Source organism: Acinetobacter brisouii CIP 110357, assembly GCF_000488275.1.
In the GTDB taxonomy this organism is placed as follows: Bacteria; Pseudomonadota; Gammaproteobacteria; order Pseudomonadales; family Moraxellaceae; genus Acinetobacter; species Acinetobacter brisouii.
In genome coordinates this window covers 26,169-46,806 of the sequence record NZ_KI530766.1, presented here as the reverse complement: position 1 = coordinate 46,806, position 20,638 = coordinate 26,169, and the positions used below count along the sequence as shown (strand labels likewise).

The following is a 20,638-nucleotide window of genomic DNA, read 5'->3' as shown; positions in this document are numbered from 1 at the left end:
GTTTTCGCCGTACGTCCTGTGATTGATTATTTGCCTGAACATGGACAGCCCGACGAGTAATTCGGAAATCTATTGAAGCGTTTTGAAGTGGATTATTTTATCTATATTTCGCCTATAGCTCAGTTAAGTCAGATTAATGATAGCGAAGATAAGCTGAAACCATTAAAATATGAACCGAGTAAACAATTGGCAAAACTGCTAAAAGAAAGGTTATTCCCTTGAAAAAACTAAAAATCATAAATGCCGTTTATGGTGATGCAACGGGTGGCCGTTGGCAGGCAATGCTTGATATTGCAAATACCTTAAAAAGTTTTGGACATGAAGTGGTTTTGCTGCGTGGTACTGAAAATCAGCATCTCAAAAGTGGTGAATGGCCAATCACAGTGATTCCGAATAAAGGTTTTTATAGTGTCACTGCGGCATTAAAAATTCGTAAGTTCATCGAGCAGCAACAACCAGATGTGATTATTGCCCATAGTGGTAAGGCTGTCTGGTTATTTAAAAATGCCATGCTGGGAATGTCGAAAAAAATTCCAGTGATTGCAGTCAACCACAGCCATAACGTCAAACGTACCTTACGTGCAGATGCATTTATTCATATTACGCCGTATGTACAAGAGCTGGTGCAAAAGCGCCAAACGCCTGAAGAGCGTGATGCAAAACCACAGCAAGTGATTTCAAATTTAACATATCTACCAAAAGTTACTGCTGAGCCACGGTTAATTAAGCAACCACCAAACATTGTGATGTTAACGCGTATGGTACCCAATAAAGGTGTTCATGTGCTAATTGATGCTTTAGCAATTCTTAATAATAAAGGCTTACCATTTCATGCAGTTTTGGCAGGACAAGGTGAAATGTTAGAACAGTGCAAGGCACAAGCACAAAGATTGGGTTTAGCTGATAAAGTTGAATTCCCAGGGTGGATTGGAGGCGAAGATAAAATTGCATTATTGCAAAATGCCGATATTGTGGCGCTGCCATCAATTACTGAGATTCAGGGGATTGGTATTTTAGATGCCTTTGCATGGGGTAAAACCCTGATCACTACGGATGACATCGGGATTCGTCAAACAGCAAAGCATGGAATTAATGCTTGGTGTGCCAAAGCTGATGATGCACAAAGTCTTGCGGATGGTATTGAATACTTGATTCAACATCCAGATGAAGCTTTAAAGTTCGCTCAGCAAGGCAAAAAAGAGGCATTAGAAAAATATTGTTTTGAGCAGATTGCCAAAAAGCATAATGCATTTGTGAATGAGGTTTATGAATTTTATAGCTGATGAATAACTAAATGTCTATTTCTAAGATTCTCAATATGTTTTAGAAAATTATTTTTTTATTTAATTTTGAATGTTAGCGCATAAGATTTTATTTTTGGAGTAATTCTATAATGCCAGATAAAAAGATTGCATTAGTTGTTGTGGTATATGGGAAAACGCTAGAACAATCTTTGACGATTAAGGATTTGGTTAATTTTAAATACTCTCTTGATTATTTGCTTATTGTGAATAATGGGCCAAATTACATTATTGATGATGAAATGATCAAAAAGTTGCATCAAATCCATCACCGTGTTGACCTAAAAAATGAATTACAAAATAAACCGCTTAGCTGGATTTATAACGATTTTATTCAAGATTATGATGCTGATTATTATGTATTATTTGATGATGATACTGAAATCAATGAGCACTATCAGGATGTTTTATTTAATCTGAAAGATATAGATGTTGAATTACCTAAAATACGTTCAATTATTGATAGGGAAATTTATTATCCACGTATCGATGGTAAAATTCTCGTTGAAAAACAAAAAAATATCACTTCTGAAAATATCTTTTCTATAGGCTCTGGTTTAATTATTTCAAAAAACATTAAATATTTTTTTGAAAAAAAACAAAAAGAGGTTTTTGATTCACATTATGCATTTTATGGGGTGGATACAGCTTTTTTTCGTAATTTAAATGCATGTAGTAAGAAAGGTGATATTTTTTTGATTTCATCAACTAGTTACTTAAATCATTCTCTTTCAATATCAGAAAAAGAAATGCCTTATTGGAGAGAGAAAGAGTATCTTTATGATAATATTTTAACAATGAAGCATTATAGTAAAAATGCATTTAAAAGAAATACTAAATTTATAAAATTAGTTGCTAAAAAACTAATCAAGTTTAAATTTAAAGAAGCATTATTGATAATAAGAACATTTTTAAAAGGGAAACATCCAAGATGTGAATAAGATGATGCTTTTATAAAACTAAGTTTTTATTTTGTATGATGTATACGATGATGTTTCGTATACATCACATTGCATTAATATGTATAAATTAAAATATTTTTTTGTAAATATAGACAAGGTACCATTTTATACAATTTAAAAATTGATTTTTATTCCATAAGATCTTGGCATATTTTTTTGCCTCTTTAGAGTTTCTTGGCGCATCTAAAGGTTGATCTTTCCATGGTGACTGGTAGTAGTATTCTAAATATTTTGCACTATGTGAGGCAGCGACACTCCATGGCTTTGGAGAACTGACAAAATGTATCAGTACAGGGTCTATTTTTTCTTGAGTAAAAAAGTTAAATTTTTCATCAATAAAGTTTACTTTATTTGCTAACAAGATATTCAGCACATCTTGGTCAGGAAATTTATAATCACGTTTAGAAATAAGTTGGTTAAATTTTTCAAAAACCTGAAAATCATTCCATGCTTTGACATTGATAAATAAAACACCTGAGTTGAAGTATTTGTTGTTAGAGTTTAAACCAATACTTTTGATGTAATCAGGTTTCATACATTTATCTTGTACCGCAGCTAAAACATAATTATTTATATCTATGGAAAGCATGCCTTTTATACTGTCAACACATAAAATGTCAGCATCAAGATACCAAAAATTATCTAGTTTATCTTTTAAAATACTTGCAATTGATAGACGATAATAGATAGCAGTTGTGAAATGACCATTAACTTGCAAATTGTCATAAAATTGAGTGTTTAATATATAAACATGAATTCTAATATTATTATTTTTTTCTAATATATCTTGATACCCTTTAGGGTCAAAAAAAGTTGTGAAAATATGAAAATCAATATTAATATCAGAGTTGTTTTTTGTAATTGAATAAAGTGTGATTCCACAAGGCTTTAAATAATTCTTATCAATTGCAAATGCAATATTTATGTTTGGAACAAAGTTATCCTGCGCATTTGATAATGTATATGTTTTGCTGACAAAATCATTAAATTTGTTCATGAGACATTCATTACTCTATATCTTAATCTGGTTTGAAAATTTTTAAATCTGCCATTATTTATAGCAGATCCAATGACTTTGAGAATCAGTTGATCATTCTGTTACCTTGCTGATAAATTTCTTTTTGCCAAGGAGAATTTAATGGCTGCTGATCAATCAAATTTAACCATTGTTGCAGAATATACTTGGCTTCAAAAATTGAATGTGCAAGTGTATAACCACGCTGTGCAATTTCAACAGCCTTTTCAGGGTGTTGCTGATAGTATTTTAATTTCTCAAGTAAATCAGAAGTATCTTGAAAATATACGACGCTATCTTCAGGGAATAATTCTGCCAGACCTGGTGTTTGGGCGGTAAAGACTAGACACCCCATTCCTGTAAGCTGAGCAAGACGGTCACTACTATACATATAAATATCATTATATTTTGAGTAGTTAATGCCCATTAAACTGTTGCGGACAGCCGCTTGATATTCATGCCCAAATAAAGATGGTTGTCCTAAACATGCACCGAGCTTAAATCTGAACTCTGGAAGCTGCTCGGTTAAATGGCTAATAAATTGCTCACGTTCAGGATATTTGCTATTTGAACCACAGAAAATACAGTCATAGTCAAATTTGAGCCAGTCTTCACGCGCGTATTCAATCGAATGTAAACTCAGGTTTGGCGTAAATGCAAACACAGGATGATCACAAACTTCAGATAGATTCTGTAAATGCTGACCTGCCGTTGTGACAAAGACATGATCGACTTCACTGTGCATTTCTTTGAAATGGTCAAGACGGTGAGGTTCATTGATTGGATCAACAAACCACATGGCAACTCTGGCGTGGTTAATCGCTTTAAGTTGCTTGAGTAATTCTTTTGGTAAATGGATATGCCCAATTAAAATCAGGTCAAAGTGAACATTTTGACAAAGTTCAATCAGTTGTTGATGTGTTTTTTTATGAGAAAGGGAAGTGGTATTGAAAATGTTACTTTTTCTGACCATGTATTTATAGTCAAAAGCATGCACATAGTGTCCAAGCTCAATTAAACCATGTTGAATCTTGGCATCGGTGTTGTAAAACATTGAGCCATTATTGTCAGTTTTGAAATTTGCAATATGCAAGATTTTTAAAGATGAATGGCGCAATGTTACTGTTCCATAATAAGAAGATGAACAAGAATCGAGATTTTACTGATTATCCGCATTACCCTTGAGCACCATATAAATAAGTGCACAGAAAATAAGTAGGGCCGCAGATAAACTACTGAAACAGAAATACAAAATACGCTGATAAGTGGTAAAGTTCATGAGCTGATTATGAATGATGTAGTTCATAATGCCCCATTGGACTAACGAAAACACAATAATCACCAACGAACGGCGACGGACTTCAGGACGCATAGCCATAAGGTTGCTCATCTATCAACACAAAAACAGTGGATATTATGCCACTGTTAAGAATTGAGCTCAAATGAATAAAAATAATCGCCTCAAAGCAATACAGATTCATATCAATTTCTAGCTGAGTTTATCAATCACCAGATCTATGCACTAAAATTTAAGTAATTGATTGCTTTCGATAAATATTAATATTGCCATAACAATTTCTGAAACGTTTGTATGACCAGATGTATTGTTCGGGGGCGAGATTAACCATTTCTTGCATCGTGAGATTCAAACTATCGACAGACTGCTGTAAATCTTTCGAGAGAATCGTTTGCGGTAATTCGGTGCAATGCACATCAAAATTCGACAGTTCACTATTACGGATACAGCTTAACCCGATCACATTACATTGAGTCTGAGCCGCCATTTTAGATACCAGTGTGGCTGATAATGTATTTTGTTGAAAAAACTGAGAGTAAATTCCACCAGATGGTTTGGGCAAATGATCGGGCAAAACCACGGTCAGACCACCCTGTTTTAGATGTTTAAAAATTTGGCGTATGCCTACTTTATCTGTTGGTACTAAGGTCGCATTAAATTTTTGGCGTGCATCCAAAATATAACGATTCATTCCCTTGGTTTTGCTGGGTTTATACATAATCATCGGTTGTGTATATATGTTTAGCCATGCATTTAAGAGTTCCCAGCAACCAAAATGAGGAATAACTACAATGACGCCTTTTTTATTGGCTAAAGCCTTTTCTAACAGATCTGCACCATGAACATTCTTGAGCAAGTCAAGGCTATACTGAGGTGGCATTCCCCAGCATTTCACAAACTCGATATACGTTAGACATTGGCTTTGAATACTCAGGCGAATACGTTCTTGTAGAGCAGTCTGCTCAAGTTCTGGATAAGCCAACTGTAGATTAATTGTGCTAATCCGTTTGATGGATGAGTTGGTGTGGAAGAGAATATAAGCCGCTAAAGTCGCGATTTTTTGTAAAAATGACAGTGGAAAAATTGCAATAAATTTGAGTAATAAATAAATAGCCATATTTTGACTCAAGAATCTTTTTTAAAGATATGGTGAGAGAAAATTTTGCAAAGAAACTTAAAATCTAAGATAGATAAAATCAAAAAGAGATGAGCATCTTAAAAACAAAATAAATTGATCAATAGAATAATTAGGGCAAGAGCCGTTGCAGCAGAATATAGACTATCGCTGCGTACTGTAAGCCTGATTGGGGAAAAATTCAAAAGGAAATTTGAAAACCGATTGTTAAAAGTGACATTTTTTAAGAAGAATTTCTATGGATTCAAAGAAAAAACCCTGCACAAGGCAGGGTTTTTTTAGCGAAGTCAAAGATTAAGCTTCTTTCGCTTCAGCTTTTGGTTTTTCACGTAAACGAATACCTAAATCACGCAATTGATTTGCTTCAACTGGTGCAGGTGCTTGAGTCAATGGACATTCAGCAGTTTTGGTTTTCGGGAATGCAATCACATCACGAATTGAAGAAGCGCCAGTCATGAGCATAACTAGACGGTCTAAACCAAATGCCAAACCACCGTGCGGAGGTGCACCATATTTCAATGCATTTAACAAGAAGCTGAATTTTTCTTCGGCTTCTTCTTCGCTAATACCCAACGCTTCAAAAATGGCTTTTTGCATTTCTAAAGTATAGATACGAAGTGAACCACCACCGATTTCAGTACCGTTCAAGACCATGTCATACGCTACAGACAATGCTTCGCCTGGGTTGTTTTTAACTTCTTCAACAGAAGATTTTGGTAGCGTGAATGGATGGTGAACAGACGTCCATTTGCCATCGTCAGTTTCTTCGAACATTGGGAAATCAACAACCCAAAGTGGTGCCCACTCGCAAGTTGCAAGTTTAAGGTCATGACCAATTTTCACACGAAGTGCGCCCATTGCATCATTTACAACTTTGGCTTTGTCTGCACCGAAGAATACGATGTCGCCATTTTCAGCACCAACACGTTTCAACAAATCAAGCACGATTGGCTCGATGAATTTCACGATTGGAGATTGAAGACCTTCGATGCCTTTTTCAAGTTCGTTGACTTTGATGTAAGCCAAGCCTTTTGCACCGTAAATGCTTACGAATTTGGTGTATTCGTCGATAGCACTACGTGGAAGTGAACCTGCACCTGGAACGCGTAAAGCCACAATACGACCTTTAGGATCTTTAGCAGGGCCTGCAAAAACCTTGAATTCAACGTCTTGCATCAAGTCTGCAACGTCAACCAGTTTCAATGGAATACGCATATCTGGTTTGTCAGATGCATAGTCACGCATTGCATCGGCATAGGTCATACGTTCAAATTTGTCGAATTGAACATTCAACAATTCTTTGAACATTTTAACTGTTAAGCCTTCCATCAAATCCATGATGTCATCGTCACTCATGAACGATGTTTCAACGTCGATTTGGGTAAATTCAGGCTGACGGTCTGCACGCAAGTCTTCGTCACGGAAACATTTTGCGATTTGGTAATAACGGTCAATACCACCGACCATCAACAACTGTTTGAACAATTGTGGAGATTGTGGAAGTGCGTAGAAGCTACCATTTGAAACACGGCTTGGAACTAAGTAGTCGCGCGCACCTTCTGGGGTTGCACGAGTCAAGATCGGTGTTTCAACGTCTAGGAAACCGTGATCTTCGAAGTAGTTACGGATCAGGTTGGTGACTTTAGAACGGAAACGTAAACGATCTAGCATTTCAGGACGACGGATGTCCAAGAAACGGTATTTCAAACGAATTTCTTCAGAAATATTGGTGTTTTCGTCATTCAGTGGGAATGGAGGTGTTTCAGAAGTCGCAAGAACTTCAATTTCTTTACCCAAGACTTCGATTTGACCGCTCACCATATTGGCATTTTCTGTGCCTGCATAACGGCGGCGTACACGACCTGTAATTTTTAATACAAATTCAGAACGTGCTTTATCTGCTGTTGCGAAAGCTTCAGGAGTATCTGGGTCAATAACCACTTGCACAAGACCATCACGGTCACGCATATCAAGGAAGATCACACCACCGTGATCGCGACGACGGTGTACCCAACCGCAGAGGGTCACGGTTTGGTCAATTTGGGCTTCGGTTAAAGAACCGCAGTAATGAGTTCGCATCATGTTTTTTAAATCCAAACTATATTGGCAATAGGAGCGTATACGTAAACAGCGTACCGCGAATCAATCAGCGATTATGCCCTTTTAGGTCATGTTGCTCAAGGTTTAGTGCGAAAAAACCATCGCCAAGACGACTTAAGGCTGAGGGAACGATTTTTTAGCAGGTTGAATTTGTGAATATTTCCATAAAAACAAGCCACAACCGATGCTAAAACACAGCAACCAACCTTGTACAAAGGCTTTAAAACTCCGTCCGATTAGTTCGTCGTTATTTTCCCCAAACTCAAAATGATGCGACAGATAAACACTCAGCATGCCAATGCCACAAAGTAGAGCGCAAGCAGATAAACGCTGTAAAAATTGTCGTTGAGCGAACGGGGGGAATCTGGAGTTTTGCCGATATTTGGCAATGTAATGCTTTGACCACATCCATAGCCAAGGCAAAGCGAGCAAAGATGTACTGATTTGTAAGATGTAATGCAGCGGGTAACTATGTTGTTTAAAAATTTCAACTTGCTGTTGTAAAAAATCGTGTGCAAACCACGTGCGGACGTCTAGATGGGTGAAGCTGTCCCAAAAGAAATGACTGATTGTTCCCAGTAAAATCGCAAAAATAGTGCTTATGAAAAATTTGATACCGTATTGAGGACGAGGCGCGATGAGCCCCAAACCTGTAAAAATCACAGGACGGTACAAACCATACCATAACCCCGAAAACAATAGACCAATCAATAGGTCAGGGAAAATCAGACCTTGCCATAAATGACTGATCATTATGTTCTGTTGGGTAAATAGGCGAAACAGGTCTGGGGTCATACAACCAATGCCTGTTGCAGCAAGTGGAAACTGCCGCTGACTGAGCCGATAGATCGCAGGTGCAAACAACATGTGCGACACAGTAAATGCCATAACGATAATTTAGGAATTGAAAAGTAAAATTTTAACGGAATTCTGGATAAAGCACGAATGCGTCTTGCAAATAACTCGATACGTTATAATATAACAACAAATTTAGCACTGGATGCCTACAATGCCTTTTAAGAAACATGTGTTTGCTCTTTCCATTTTATCGCTGGCGATTCAACACGTCATGGCACAAGATGCACCTGTGGAAGAAAGCGATTTACCGACCATTCAGGTTCATGTCACCAAAAAACCAAAAGTAAATTCAACCGCTGGGGATGTTGTTGTCGATCAGAAAACCTTGATTGAAGGTGCAACCACGATTGGTAATGCCTTGAATGGTCAGGCGGGGGTCTATTCGGCACAGTACACGGGCGGGGTGAGCCGACCTGTGATTCGTGGACAAGATGGGGCACGTGTCAAAATTACCCAAAATGGTGGAGATGCCCTAGATGTATCAAGTGTGTCACCTGACCATGCGGTAACAGTTGACCCAAATTCGGCGCAGGAAATACAGATTCTTAAAGGTCCAGAAGCCTTGTTATATGCTGCGGGGTCTGTCGGTGGTTTGATCAATGTGGTGGATGACAAGATTCCAGCGAAAATGCCTGAAGGCGGCTATAGTGGTCGTGCAGGCGTGCGCTATAACTCAGGGAGTGATGAACTGCTGTATTCTGGCAATGCCACGATTGGGTTAGGTGACCAGTTTGCGCTGCGTTTGGGTGGCTTAAAACGCGATGCCAATAACTATATCTTGCCAAAAGATTTACAAAGCGAAGATCGTCGTCAGGACAGCACTTTTGCCGATTCCAAAGACTACAATGTGGGTCTGTCGTGGATTTATGACCGCGGATACACAGGAATTTCCTTTAGCCAGCGTCATGATCAATATGGTATTCCTGCCGATAACGAACTTTATAGTACCTGTGAGCGCAGCGGCAACAGCTTAGTCGGTTGCGGTACAGCAGTCGCTGGTGGGGATGATGCACAAGGCTGGATTAATTTAAAAGAAAAACGCTACGACATTAAAACTGAGTTGAAAGATCCATTTGCAGGTTTTAACAAATTGTCGGCTCAAGCCAATTATACCGATTATCAACATACCGAAATGGCGGGTGATACTCCAGACACTCGGTTTAGCAGTAAAGGTACAGATGCACGCATTACCTTGAGCAACAACCCATGGGCAGGCTGGGCAGGGCAAATTGGCACACAGTTTACCCAGCAAAAACTCAGTATCAATGGTGATGAATCGTTGATGAATCCGAACACCACCAAAAAATACAGCTTATTTGCGTTGCAACAAAAGCGGCTCAATAATCTGAATTTTGAAGTGTCATCGCGGATTGACCAACAAAATATCAATATTGATTCCACCCAAAAAGACTACAGTGGTACAGCCTATTCGCTTGCAGGCTCAACCAGTTGGGAATTTATTCCAAACTATAAACTGTCACTGACAGCATCGCATCAAGAACGCTTACCCGTTGCTCAGGAGTTATATTCTGATGGCAAGCATATGGCGACCAATACCTATGAATTGGGGAATGACAATTTAAATAAAGAGAAATCCAATAACCTTGAATTGGGGCTGCACTTTAACAATGACCGTTTGAAATATAACGTTAGTGTGTTCCAAAACTGGTTTGATAACTTTATTTATGCCAAAACGCTCGACCAATATCAGGATTTTCGTTTGATTCAATATAGTCAGGCACAGGCGCGTTTTTATGGCGTTGACGCAGACTTGAGCTATCAGTTTTCACCTGTATGGAATGCAGGTCTGTTTGGTGACTATGTGCGTGGTAAACTCGATAATCAAGGTAATGCACCACGTATTCCAGGCGGACGTTTAGGGACACGTTTCAAAGCAGACTTTGGTGATGGCTACTCAGCAACAGCAGAGTATTATCATGTATTTAATCAGGATGATATCGCCAATTATGAAACTGCCACCAAAGGCTACAACATGTTGAATCTGGGTTTGGCCTATACAGGACAAGTTAACCTGAAAACAGGCTATCGTTTATATGCTCAAGCCAACAACTTGCTCGATGCCAAAGTCTATCAGCATGAATCGTTCCTTGCCAATGTGCCACAAGTGGGACGTAACTTTACCGTTGGTGTGGATTTTAACTTCTAAGTTGCTGCCGAATTCGTGACAGGAGTGCTTCCCATCACGAAATTACTCTTGAAAAAATCTGAGAGAGAACCTAGCCTGACCTTATTGGGCTAGGTTTATTTTTATGCGTATATTTCACAAAATTCATGATAAGTTACAATGGTCTCCCCGCCATTATGCAGGGTTACTTGCTGGTATTTTCTTTATTGGCTATGCGTCTTCTGCGGTGTACCATACGGTCAAACCGTTGCCACGCGGGATTGACTATACGGGCGCATTGCACCATGCCGATGTGCAGTTTTTTGCCGACGAAACGTATGTTGATGCAACAGGAAAAGTACAACAAGATCAGCGTATTTTTAATCAAATGCTGAGTTTGGTTGAGCAGGCCAAGACCACGATTGTCATTGATATGTTTTTATTTAATGACGAAATGGGTGAAAATGCGAAGCCTCAACGACATTTGACACAAGAGCTCACACAAGCGCTGATTAGAAAGCGTATTCAATCTCCAAATATCGAAATTAAAGTCATTACCGACCCGATTAACTCGGTGTATGGAGGGCTTGCGCCTGAACACTATCGCAAGTTGCGTCAGGCGGGTGTTGATGTGATTGAAACCAATCTCACACCGCTACGAACACCTAATCCTGTATGGTCAGGTTTTTGGTATTTGTGCTGTCAAGGTTTGGGGAATAATCCGCAAGCAGGCTGGTTACCAAATCCATTTGGTCAGGGCAAAGTGACGTTGCGAAGTTATTTAAACTTGCTGAATTTTAAAGCCAATCATCGTAAAACGATTGTGGTGGATACCGATCAGGGCTGGAAAGGTCTGGTGACCTCGGCTAACCCACACGATGGTAGTTCATATCATGACAATGTCGCTTTACTGGTGTCAGGTCCTGTTGCTGTCGATATTTTAAACTCTGAACAACCCGTGGCAGAAATGTCTCAAGGGGACATGGGTGTCGTGATTATTGGGCAACAAGAAGGTGCAAAACATCTGCCACAGGTTCAGGTACTTACCGAAGCTGCGATTTATCGGGCAGCACTGAACATGATCAATACCGCGAAACCACAAGATCATATTGATCTGGCGATGTTTTACTTGTCAGAACGCAAAATTATTGATGCTTTGAAACAAGCCAAACGCCGTGGCGTACAGATTCGCGTGTTACTCGATCCAAATAAAGACGCTTTTGGTTTAAAGAAAAATGGAATTCCAAACCGTGAAGTTGCGGCAGAATTACATGATGCGGGGATTCAGATCCGTTGGAATGATACACATGGTGAGCAGGCTCACACTAAAATGCTGTTAAAGCACAATGCGACGCAATCTGAGTTGTTACTTGGCTCAGCCAATTTTACTGCACGCAATTTGAAAAACTACAATCTGGAAACTGATTTGCGTGTGATTGGTGCGACACAGACCCCTGTGTTTGTGGATGCACAGCGTTATTTTAATACGGCTTGGGAAAACCTGAATGGTCGTCAAATCAGTGTGGACTACAGCAAGTATGCAGATAGCTCGAAGCTGAAATATGCCTTATATCGTTTTATGGAATGGTCAGGGTTATCGACATTCTAAAGTTTAGACTTCCAATCTCCTGTATTTCTGCCTATAGCAGAAAATAAACAGGCTGTAATGCAAGACGCAAATTTAAACTAATATAAAAAAGAGAGGTTATATATCTCTCTTTTTTTGTATTTTAAATCATTAGGCTTCTTTCATAAGTCCTTTTTATTTCGCCCTATCGGAGACAAATAAAGAGGGTGTAGATAATTATGAAGGAAGTCTATTAACTTTAGCTTTGAGGTGGAATGAGTTGGTCAAGTGCTTTGTCATCCAGTGATTCGATTTCGCTTAAATCCGTTTTGATTTTCCACTGACTTTCATCATCAACAGGGTTGGGTAAGCGTGCCTCAAGCCAGTCACAAACCACGTCAGGTGAAAACTCGGGATGGTTGCACTGAATCACCCATGCCAGAAAGTCTTTGGCTTCACCATTCATATACGGTGGTGGAGATACAGGAAGAAACTGGGTTGGCAAACGCTCATTGGTGGACAAGTAATTCAAAACATGTCCAAGTTCCTGTACGGTTTGCCAAGCTAAAGGATGCTCAACATCAATAAAAAACTTAAACCACCACGCATGTTGTCCATCATCACCATGCCCCACAATACGGCTGGTTTGCACACTTGGAACTTTGGCAAAAAATTGCTCTAGACGTTCAAAATTTAAATTAGACACTTTCCTCAGCTCTCTTTATTTCATTCGATCAATATATCTGACAATTATTATGCCAGTTCATCATCCTGAGGCTGTAGTTTTTTACTGACAGTTTCATTTTTTTCTTTAATTGCTGATGGATAATGCCAGGAAGCATAACGCACAATAAAAACCGCCACTGCCAGAATCAAAATCGAACCTGTCACAATCAGTAAATCCATCGATGCTTTATGGTCGTGCTGAATCACGGAAATCAGCAGGCGGGTTAGGGCAGTAATCGCAACATAAATCAGGAAACGCACAGGCATATGGTTGGTTTTAAAATAAATTCCGACCATTGCTCCAAGTTCCAAATAGATAAATAACAGTAAAATATCATCAATACTGGCGTAGTTTTTTTCAGTAAAAATACCAATAGTGGTATGCACTGCTGACCATGCAATCATACAGCCAATAATAAACAAGGCCAGATAATGAAAACTCTCAACCGCTAGATGACCAATACGATCTAGGAATGGTTGAACTTGATCGGTCTTATTTTTTGGGGTGGGCATGAGATGACACCATTGCGATCTATATTTAGATTACGAGAGTATCATGCAAAAACTATAACAAAATAAAAAAATGCCTGATAAACAGGCATTTTTTAAATCTGCAGCAGATTATTGTTGCGTGAAGTATACAGGCTCAAATTGCATCATCACGCTTGAACCCGCATTGATTTTGGCAAAACGGCTGTTGAGTTCAGGTAAAACTTTGTCAATATAATACTGGGCAAGACGCAGTTTGTTGGCATAAAACTCGCCTTGTTTTTGCTGTGCCACATCCGCAATTTTGGCAAACATATAGGCAAAGCTGAGTAGACCGACTACATGCAAATAATCAACCGCAACGGCACTGGCAAAGTCTGGGTCTTCTTGGGCTTGTTCAATTACGCGTTGGGTGATGGCTTCAACTTCAAGACATGCATCGAGTGTAAAGTCTTTTATAAAATTAAGCTCGATATCGAGGTCATGTACAAAATTACGGATTTCTTCAATATATTCATATAAGAATTCGCCGTTGTTTTTAATGACCTTACGACCGATTAAATCTTGGGACTGAATACCATTGGTTCCCTCATAAATCTGGGCAATCCGCAGATCACGCACACATTGTTCCATGCCCCATTCAGCGATATAACCATGTCCACCAAAACACATTTGGGCATCGAGTACGGCATTAAAGGCAGTATCGGTTAAATACGCTTTGGCAATTGGGGTGAGCAGGGCAACACGGTTATTGGCTTTGCGGACAGCTTCGGCATCGGTTGAAAACTTGGTAATGTCGAGCTGTTGTCCCACATAGACCGCAAAGGCACGTGAGGCTTCGTTGTTGGCACGGGCATTGAGTAACATGCGGCGTACATCACCATGTACCAAAATACTGTCTGCAGGTTTGTCGGGATTTTTAATGCCTGTGTCACTGCGACCTTGTAGTCGGTCTGTGGCGTATTGCGCGGCATTTTGGTAGGCAAACTCGGAAGCACCTAAACCCTGAATCCCCATCGACAAACGCTCATAGTTCATCATCACGAACATTGCAGCCAAACCTTCATTTTCTTTGCCGACCAAAAAGCCTTTGGCAGCATCGAAGTTCATGACACAGGTGGCTGACGCTTTAATGCCCATTTTATGTTCGATGGAACCTGGCGCAACATGATTACGCTCGCCCAAATATCCATCTTGATTGACCAGATATTTCGGCACAATAAACAGTGAAATCCCGCGTGAACCCGCAGGTGCATTTGGGGTTTTGGCCAAAACAAGGTGAATGATGTTTTTCGTGAGGTCGTGGTCGCCACCGGTAATGAAAATCTTGGTACCCGTGATGTTGTAACTACCATCAGCATTAGGTTCAGCTTTGGTTTTAATGATCCCCAAATCCGTGCCAGCATGTGGTTCGGTTAAGCACATGGTGCCTGACCATTCACCCGAATAGATTTTTGGCAAATAGGTTTCTTTTTGCTGTTGTGAGCCATAGCTGCTGAGCGCCATACCTGCACCTACAGAGAGTAGTGGATACAGCATAAAGGCAGGGTTGGTGGCAAAAATCATTTCATCTGAAAGTACAGTCAGCATTTTTGGCATGCTTTGACCGCCCCATTCTTCATCGGCACTTAAACCAATCCAGCCACCTTCGGCATATTGTTGAAATGCGGCTTGAAAACCTTCTGGCGTAGACACTTTGCCATCGGCATAGCGAGCGCCTTGTTCATCACCGCTACGGTTGAGTGGCAGGGTGATATTTTTGGCAAATTTCGCCATTTCTTCTAAAATTGCCTCGGCAGTTGCAGCATCTAAATGTGCCAGCTTTTCATTGCTTTGCCAAAACTGTTCTGCGTCAAAGACCTCATTTAAAATAAACCGCATATCGGCAAGTGGGGCATTATAGATTGGCATTGTTGTTCACCTGTTTTTTGTGTTTGTTTTAACTCTAGCAATTTTTATAGTGATGGATTGTGTATCGCCACCAGAATATCGTTGCAAGACATTTCATAAAAAAGGCTGCACAGTGGCAGCCTTTTTTCTGTGCATTAGAATGCAAAGTGTTCGGCATCCAGACTCATGAGAGGTTCTAAGCCGCCTGCAATCACGGCAATATGTCCATGTACGCGTGGTAAGACTTTCTTGAAGTAGAATTGCGCGGTGGTGATTTTGGCTTTGTAAAATTCAACTTCGCTTGCGCCTTGAGCCAGTTGTTGCTGAGCAACCACCGCCATGCGTGCCCATAAGTAAGCCAAGGTCACATAGCCTGCAAAGAACAGATAGTCAACAGCCGCCGCACCGACTTCTTCAGGGTTTTGGCTGGCACGTTCACCAATACGGTTGGTGAGTTGTCCCCATTCTTTATTCAGGCTTGCAAGCGTACCAATCAGCTCTTGCAATTCAGTGTTGTTTGCTTGCTCTTGAGTAAAGTCATAAATGATTTTGGTGAAATCGCGTAGCAATGCACCTTTGGTTTGTAGCACTTTACGACCAAGCAAATCCAGTGCCTGAATTTCGGTTGTACCTTCATACAAACAGGCAATACGGGTATCACGTACGATTTGTTCCATGCCATGTTCGGCAATAAAACCATGCCCACCAAATACCTGAACGCCTTTGTTGGCCGCTTCATAGCCTGTTTCGGTCAAGAAAGCTTTGGCAATTGGTGTGAGCAAAGACAAGATATTGTCGGCAAATTCACGTTCTTCGCTCGTTGCAGCACGTTCTACCAAATCGGCATATTGAGACAGTAAATAAACAAGGGCACGACCACCTTCAGCAAAAGCTTTTTGGGTCAAGAGCATGTTGCGTACCGCAGGATGTACAATAATCGGGTCGGCTTCTTTTTCAGGTTGTTTTGCCCCAGAAAGCGCGCGCATTGCTAGGCGCTCTTTGGCATACACCAGTGCCCCTTGGAAGGATGACTCAGAAGCAGCTAACCCTTGTACCGCTGTACCAATACGTGCCGTGTTCATAAAAGTGAACATACAGTTCAGACCGCGGTTTTCAGGGCCAATCAGGTAGCCTGTAGCTTTGTCAAAATTCAAGACACAGGTGGCATTGCCATGGATACCCATTTTATGTTCGATTGAGCCGCAACGGACATTGTTGCGTTGACCTAAAGACCCATCAGCGTTGACATGGAATTTTGGCACAATAAACAGTGAAATCCCTTTGGTGCCTTTCGGTGCATTGGGTAAGCGTGCTAGTACGATATGCACGATATTTTCAGCCATATCGTGTTCACCCGCGGAGATAAAGATTTTCTCTCCTGAAATGGCATAGCTGCCATCGGTATTTGGTTCGGCTTTACTGCGAATAATCCCGAGGTCTGAACCTGCATGTGATTCGGTCAGGCACATGGTACCTGTCCATTCACCTGAAACCAGTTTTGGTAAATAGGTATTTTTTTGTTCGTCTGAACCGTGGTCTTCAATGGTACGTACAGCACCATGTGACAGGCCAGGGTACATGCCCCATGCCCAGTTGGAGCTGCCGACCATTTCTGAAATGACAGTGGCTAGCGAGTTTGGCAAACCCTGACCGCCGTATTGTTCTTCTGCTGAAAGGGAAGGAAAGCCCAGTTCAATATATTTTTGATAGGCTTCTTTAAATCCTGTTGGGGTTGTCACAACACCATCATGCCATGTACAGCCTTCACGATCACCAATTTGGTTGAGTGGAGACAGTTCATTTTCACAAAAATCTGCGGCAGCCTCTAAATATTGATCAATCAATTCACGGCTCACCGTATCTTGAAATGCAGGCAATTTGGCATAGTGCTGCTCGGCATGTAGCAACTCATGCAAGACAAATTGCATATCACGTAAAGGTGCTTTGTATTGTGGCATGATCATATCCTCTTGTACTGGCAAACCCCAGTTTTATGTCTTTAAAATGTGCCTTTCCCAGCACTTTGTATGGATTACATCGTGCAACAAGTTGCAGTGTTCGACAAGAGTGGAATCGTGGAATCTATGTGACTATAAAGTCAAATTAAATTGAATTTACTATAATAAAATATTGAATAATATTGATTTTATATAATAATTTAATGTGCGTTTAGCCAATCGGCTGAGTGACAAACAAAAACGGCAGACCAATATGATCTGCCGTTTTTGTTTGTGGTGATTTATTTTGTCGCAGGTGCAGACATGGGCATATTTGCCGGATACATTGAATGATCTTTATTCATATTTGCCGGATACATTGGATGGTCTTTATTCATATCGGGTTTAAAGCGTAGTTCGCATGTACCTGTAATGGTTTTATCTTCAAGTTTGACCTGAACTTTAGCACCAACAGTTTGGTTGTTACATGCTTGTTTAAATTGTTCAAGTGCCGCTTGATGTTTTGCCATTTCCTGTTCTGACATATGATGTTGCCAGTGATGGTGATGGTGTGGTTCTTCCGAGCCTGCTTGCATACCAGCAGGATCATGGTGTTGCATCATGGATTGACAAGCGGTTAACGTTCCCATACTGAGCAACGTAACACTTACTAAAGCAACTTTGGCGAATCGTTTCATTTTATTGTCCTTTTTTTGTATACGAGAGTTAAAAAACTTTACTGTGTTAACTTTAACCAACCAACATGAAGGAACAATGGAGAGTTTTTTATCCACATGTTAGTTACAATGGAAAAAATCAGGCTATTGATAGAGTTGAATTTTTGAAAAACCTGCGTGTTCCTATTGCCTTACGCTTATTCTTAACTGTGTTGTTGACCACCGTTATTATTACGACGGTGAGTTTGGGTGTGTTTCAATGGACCATGAAGGAAAATTTCACCAAGTATGTTGCTGATGTTGAAATGCAAAAACTGGATCATCTCATTGAAAATCTGGCTGGGGTATACAGTATTTATCATGATTGGGGCAATGCCATTCAGGCGCAAATCTTACAGATAGAAGGCAAGCCTAACCCTGATGATTATGATCATCTTTCACGAGTTTGGTTGCGCCGTCAATATGATATTGCTTTTCAGCAGCGCTATTTTAAAGAAAATACCATTTTAAATGTTCCGACTGGCGTTGAGCAGCAAACAGCCGTCAAAAAAGAAGGGTTGTCTGTAAGCGAAATCCGATTATTACAAGAAAACCTGCCCTCTGAATATCAACCTTTTGAAGGTCTGAGCTTTCCCCTAAAGAATGGTGCGCTCTGGAATCGTAAGCCGCCACAGGACGACTCTAAGCCTAAAGGGGGCGAATCTTTGCTCGCTAATGCGCCACCTGAAGGCAAAAAACGCTTTATTCCGATGCCTGATAAATTGGGGTTAAGTTCGCGTTTATCTTTGTATGATGCGAAAAAGCATTTTATCGTCGGTGAGCAAAATACAGGTGCAGTTTCATTTCGCCCGATTACTGTCAATAATCAGGTTGTTGGGTATTTGGGCTTAAAACCTGTTCTTGATCAGGAAGATGCACTCAGCCTCAATTTCTTTAGTACTCAAAAGCAGGTTTTACTGCTGATTTATGCCGTCACGGTATTTGCCAGTTTGCTCCTTGCCCTGTTACTGGCGACTTATTTTAAGAAACCGATTCACCAACTGTTGCGTGTTGCCCGTGAGTTAACAAAAGGGCACTATGAATCCAAAATGCAGGTCAAACGTAACGATGAACTGGGTGATTTGTCCAATCAAATGAATCAGCTTGCCGAGATTTTGCATCAACATGAATTATCCCGCCGTCAGTGGGTTGCCGATACCTCGCATGAACTCAAAACCCCGCTTGCGGTGTTGCAGGCACAGATTGAAGCCATGCAAGATGGTATCCGTAAACCTACCCCTGAACATTTTGCTTCAATGATGAGTCAGGTGAGTAGCCTCAAAAAACTGACTCAAGATCTGGCAGACTTGGCACAGGTTGAAGCACAACAGCTGACCTGTTATTTTGCTGAGGTTGATCCGTGGCAGGTCGTGGTGCAAGAGGTGATTAATTTCACTCCTAAATTTGAACAGGCTCAATTACAAGTCGAAGTGGATGGTACGGGTGCGCTATTGTCTTTAGATGTTGATCGCTTTAAACAGATTGTGGTGAATTTGCTCGGCAATAGCATTCGTTATACTGAACAAGGCGGCACGATTCACATTCATAGCGCACAAAATGAGCAGACATGGACATTATTTATCGATGATAGCCCATTAGGTTTAAGCGATGAACAGTTGCAGCGTTTGGGCGAGCGCTTTTATCGTGTTGATGATTCGCGTACCCGTAGTACGGGCGGCACAGGTTTAGGTTTGGCACTCTCAGTCAAGATTGCGACAGCTTTAGGGGGCAAGCTCAGTTTTGATCACTCACCTTTGGGTGGTTTGCGTTGCCAGTTAACTTTCCCAAAAATTTCTAGGACATAAGTTTATGAAACATATTATTTTGGTTGAAGATGAGGTCGAATTAGCGGGGCTGGTTCGTGACTACTTGGAAGCAGCAGGTTATGAAGTCAGTATGTTTCACGATGGGCAAGAAGCCTATAACAGTTTTTTACAACGTAAACCGAGTCTGATGATTTTGGATTTGATGGTGCCACGCATGGATGGCTTGACCATCTGCCGTAAAGTCCGCGAACAGTCTGATTTGCCAATTATTATGGTGACTGCGCGTACTGAAGAAATTGATCGGGTACTGGGCTTAAATATGGGTGCAGATGATTATGTCTGTAAGCCTTTTAGCCCAAAAGAATTGGTTGCACGTGTGCAAGCTGTGCTGCGCCGTTTGGAGCGTAAAGCGGAGCCTGAGGACAATGATCTGTTTCGTATCGACAAGTCTCAGCAACGCATTTGGTATAAACAAAAAGCCTTGAATTTGACCCCAACCGAATTCCGCTTATTAGAACTATTTTTAGAGCATGTTGGACAAGTCTATTCGCGGATTCAGCTACTTGATCATATTAACCCTGACAGTTTTGATGTAGCTGACCGTGTGATTGACAGCCATATTAAAAACTTGCGCCGTAAGATTTCTGAAGTTGCTGAAGATGATAATCGCCATGAATGGGTACAAGCCGTGTATGGTGTCGGGTATCGTTTTGAATATCCGAATGAGTAAATAAAATAAAAAGGAGCGATAACG

General features: G+C 40.5%; 17 protein-coding genes. 6 read left to right on the top strand and 11 right to left on the bottom strand.

The window, feature by feature from the left end; all coding sequences use genetic code 11:
* The first annotated feature begins 218 nt into the window (after window positions 1-218).
* Window positions 219-1,283: a glycosyltransferase family 4 protein gene (locus P255_RS14545; protein WP_004902133.1), complete on the top strand. Its 1,065-nt coding sequence runs from the start codon at window positions 219-221 to the stop codon at window positions 1,281-1,283.
* Window positions 1,284-1,393: 110 nt separating this feature from the next.
* Complete coding sequence (locus P255_RS14540) at window positions 1,394-2,242, top strand: glycosyltransferase family 2 protein (protein ID WP_004902131.1); 849 nt, start codon at window positions 1,394-1,396, stop codon at window positions 2,240-2,242.
* Between the two features lie 88 nt (window positions 2,243-2,330).
* On the opposite strand, the gene P255_RS14535 is transcribed toward P255_RS14540, so the two are convergent.
* The 6 genes from P255_RS14535 to P255_RS14510 all read right to left on the bottom strand — a co-directional run bounded on the left by P255_RS14535 (window position 2,331) and on the right by P255_RS14510 (window position 8,698).
* A complete protein-coding gene (locus tag P255_RS14535; RefSeq protein WP_004902129.1) occupies window positions 2,331-3,260 on the bottom strand; it encodes a glycosyltransferase family 8 protein in 930 nt (309 codons plus the stop codon).
* 85 nt (window positions 3,261-3,345) lie between these two features.
* On the bottom strand, window positions 3,346-4,395 hold the full coding sequence (locus P255_RS14530) for a glycosyltransferase family protein (protein ID WP_004902127.1): 1,050 nt from the start codon (window positions 4,393-4,395) through the stop codon (window positions 3,346-3,348).
* Window positions 4,396-4,437: 42 nt separating this feature from the next.
* The gene (locus tag P255_RS14525; RefSeq protein ID WP_004902125.1) at window positions 4,438-4,656 is read right to left on the bottom strand and encodes a hypothetical protein; all 219 of its coding nucleotides are present in this window, start codon (window positions 4,654-4,656) and stop codon (window positions 4,438-4,440) included.
* 151 nt (window positions 4,657-4,807) lie between these two features.
* Window positions 4,808-5,692 (bottom strand): lysophospholipid acyltransferase family protein, encoded by an 885-nt coding sequence (locus P255_RS14520; RefSeq protein WP_004902124.1) that lies wholly within the window; start codon window positions 5,690-5,692, stop codon window positions 4,808-4,810.
* Between the two features lie 312 nt (window positions 5,693-6,004).
* Entirely contained in the window at window positions 6,005-7,792 is a 1,788-nt protein-coding gene (gene aspS / locus P255_RS14515) for an aspartate--tRNA ligase (protein WP_004902122.1), read from the bottom strand.
* Window positions 7,793-7,924: 132 nt separating this feature from the next.
* Entirely contained in the window at window positions 7,925-8,698 is a 774-nt protein-coding gene (locus tag P255_RS14510) for a DUF4184 family protein (RefSeq protein WP_004902120.1), read from the bottom strand.
* A gap of 121 nt (window positions 8,699-8,819) precedes the next feature.
* On the opposite strand from P255_RS14510, the gene znuD reads away from it, so the two are divergent.
* Window positions 8,820-10,835: a zinc piracy TonB-dependent receptor ZnuD gene (gene znuD, locus P255_RS14505; protein ID WP_004902118.1), complete on the top strand. Its 2,016-nt coding sequence runs from the start codon at window positions 8,820-8,822 to the stop codon at window positions 10,833-10,835.
* A gap of 103 nt (window positions 10,836-10,938) precedes the next feature.
* Window positions 10,939-12,402 (top strand): phospholipase D family protein, encoded by a 1,464-nt coding sequence (locus P255_RS14500; RefSeq protein ID WP_004902116.1) that lies wholly within the window; start codon window positions 10,939-10,941, stop codon window positions 12,400-12,402.
* Between the two features lie 217 nt (window positions 12,403-12,619).
* Here P255_RS14500 and P255_RS14495 read toward each other — a convergent pair whose 3' ends face one another.
* From P255_RS14495 to P255_RS14475, 5 genes are all read right to left on the bottom strand, one after another.
* Window positions 12,620-13,066, bottom strand: a complete 447-nt coding sequence (locus tag P255_RS14495; protein ID WP_004902115.1) for a hypothetical protein — start codon at window positions 13,064-13,066, stop codon at window positions 12,620-12,622.
* 47 nt (window positions 13,067-13,113) lie between these two features.
* Entirely contained in the window at window positions 13,114-13,599 is a 486-nt protein-coding gene (locus tag P255_RS14490; protein WP_004902113.1) for a phosphate-starvation-inducible protein PsiE, read from the bottom strand.
* Window positions 13,600-13,707: 108 nt separating this feature from the next.
* Complete coding sequence (locus P255_RS14485; RefSeq protein WP_004902111.1) at window positions 13,708-15,486, bottom strand: acyl-CoA dehydrogenase C-terminal domain-containing protein; 1,779 nt, start codon at window positions 15,484-15,486, stop codon at window positions 13,708-13,710.
* A gap of 134 nt (window positions 15,487-15,620) precedes the next feature.
* Entirely contained in the window at window positions 15,621-17,423 is a 1,803-nt protein-coding gene (locus P255_RS14480) for an acyl-CoA dehydrogenase C-terminal domain-containing protein (protein WP_004902109.1), read from the bottom strand.
* A 281-nt stretch (window positions 17,424-17,704) separates the two neighbouring features.
* Window positions 17,705-18,100, bottom strand: coding sequence for a hypothetical protein (locus P255_RS14475; protein WP_004902106.1), 396 nt, complete (start codon window positions 18,098-18,100; stop codon window positions 17,705-17,707).
* Window positions 18,101-18,243: 143 nt separating this feature from the next.
* Between P255_RS14475 and baeS the strand changes: the two genes are divergently transcribed.
* Both baeS and P255_RS14465 read left to right on the top strand, forming a co-directional pair.
* Entirely contained in the window at window positions 18,244-19,923 is a 1,680-nt protein-coding gene (baeS, locus tag P255_RS14470; protein ID WP_035365740.1) for a sensor histidine kinase efflux regulator BaeS, read from the top strand.
* Window positions 19,924-19,927: 4 nt separating this feature from the next.
* Entirely contained in the window at window positions 19,928-20,614 is a 687-nt protein-coding gene (locus P255_RS14465; protein ID WP_004902101.1) for a response regulator, read from the top strand.
* The last annotated feature ends 24 nt before the right edge of the window (window positions 20,615-20,638 follow it).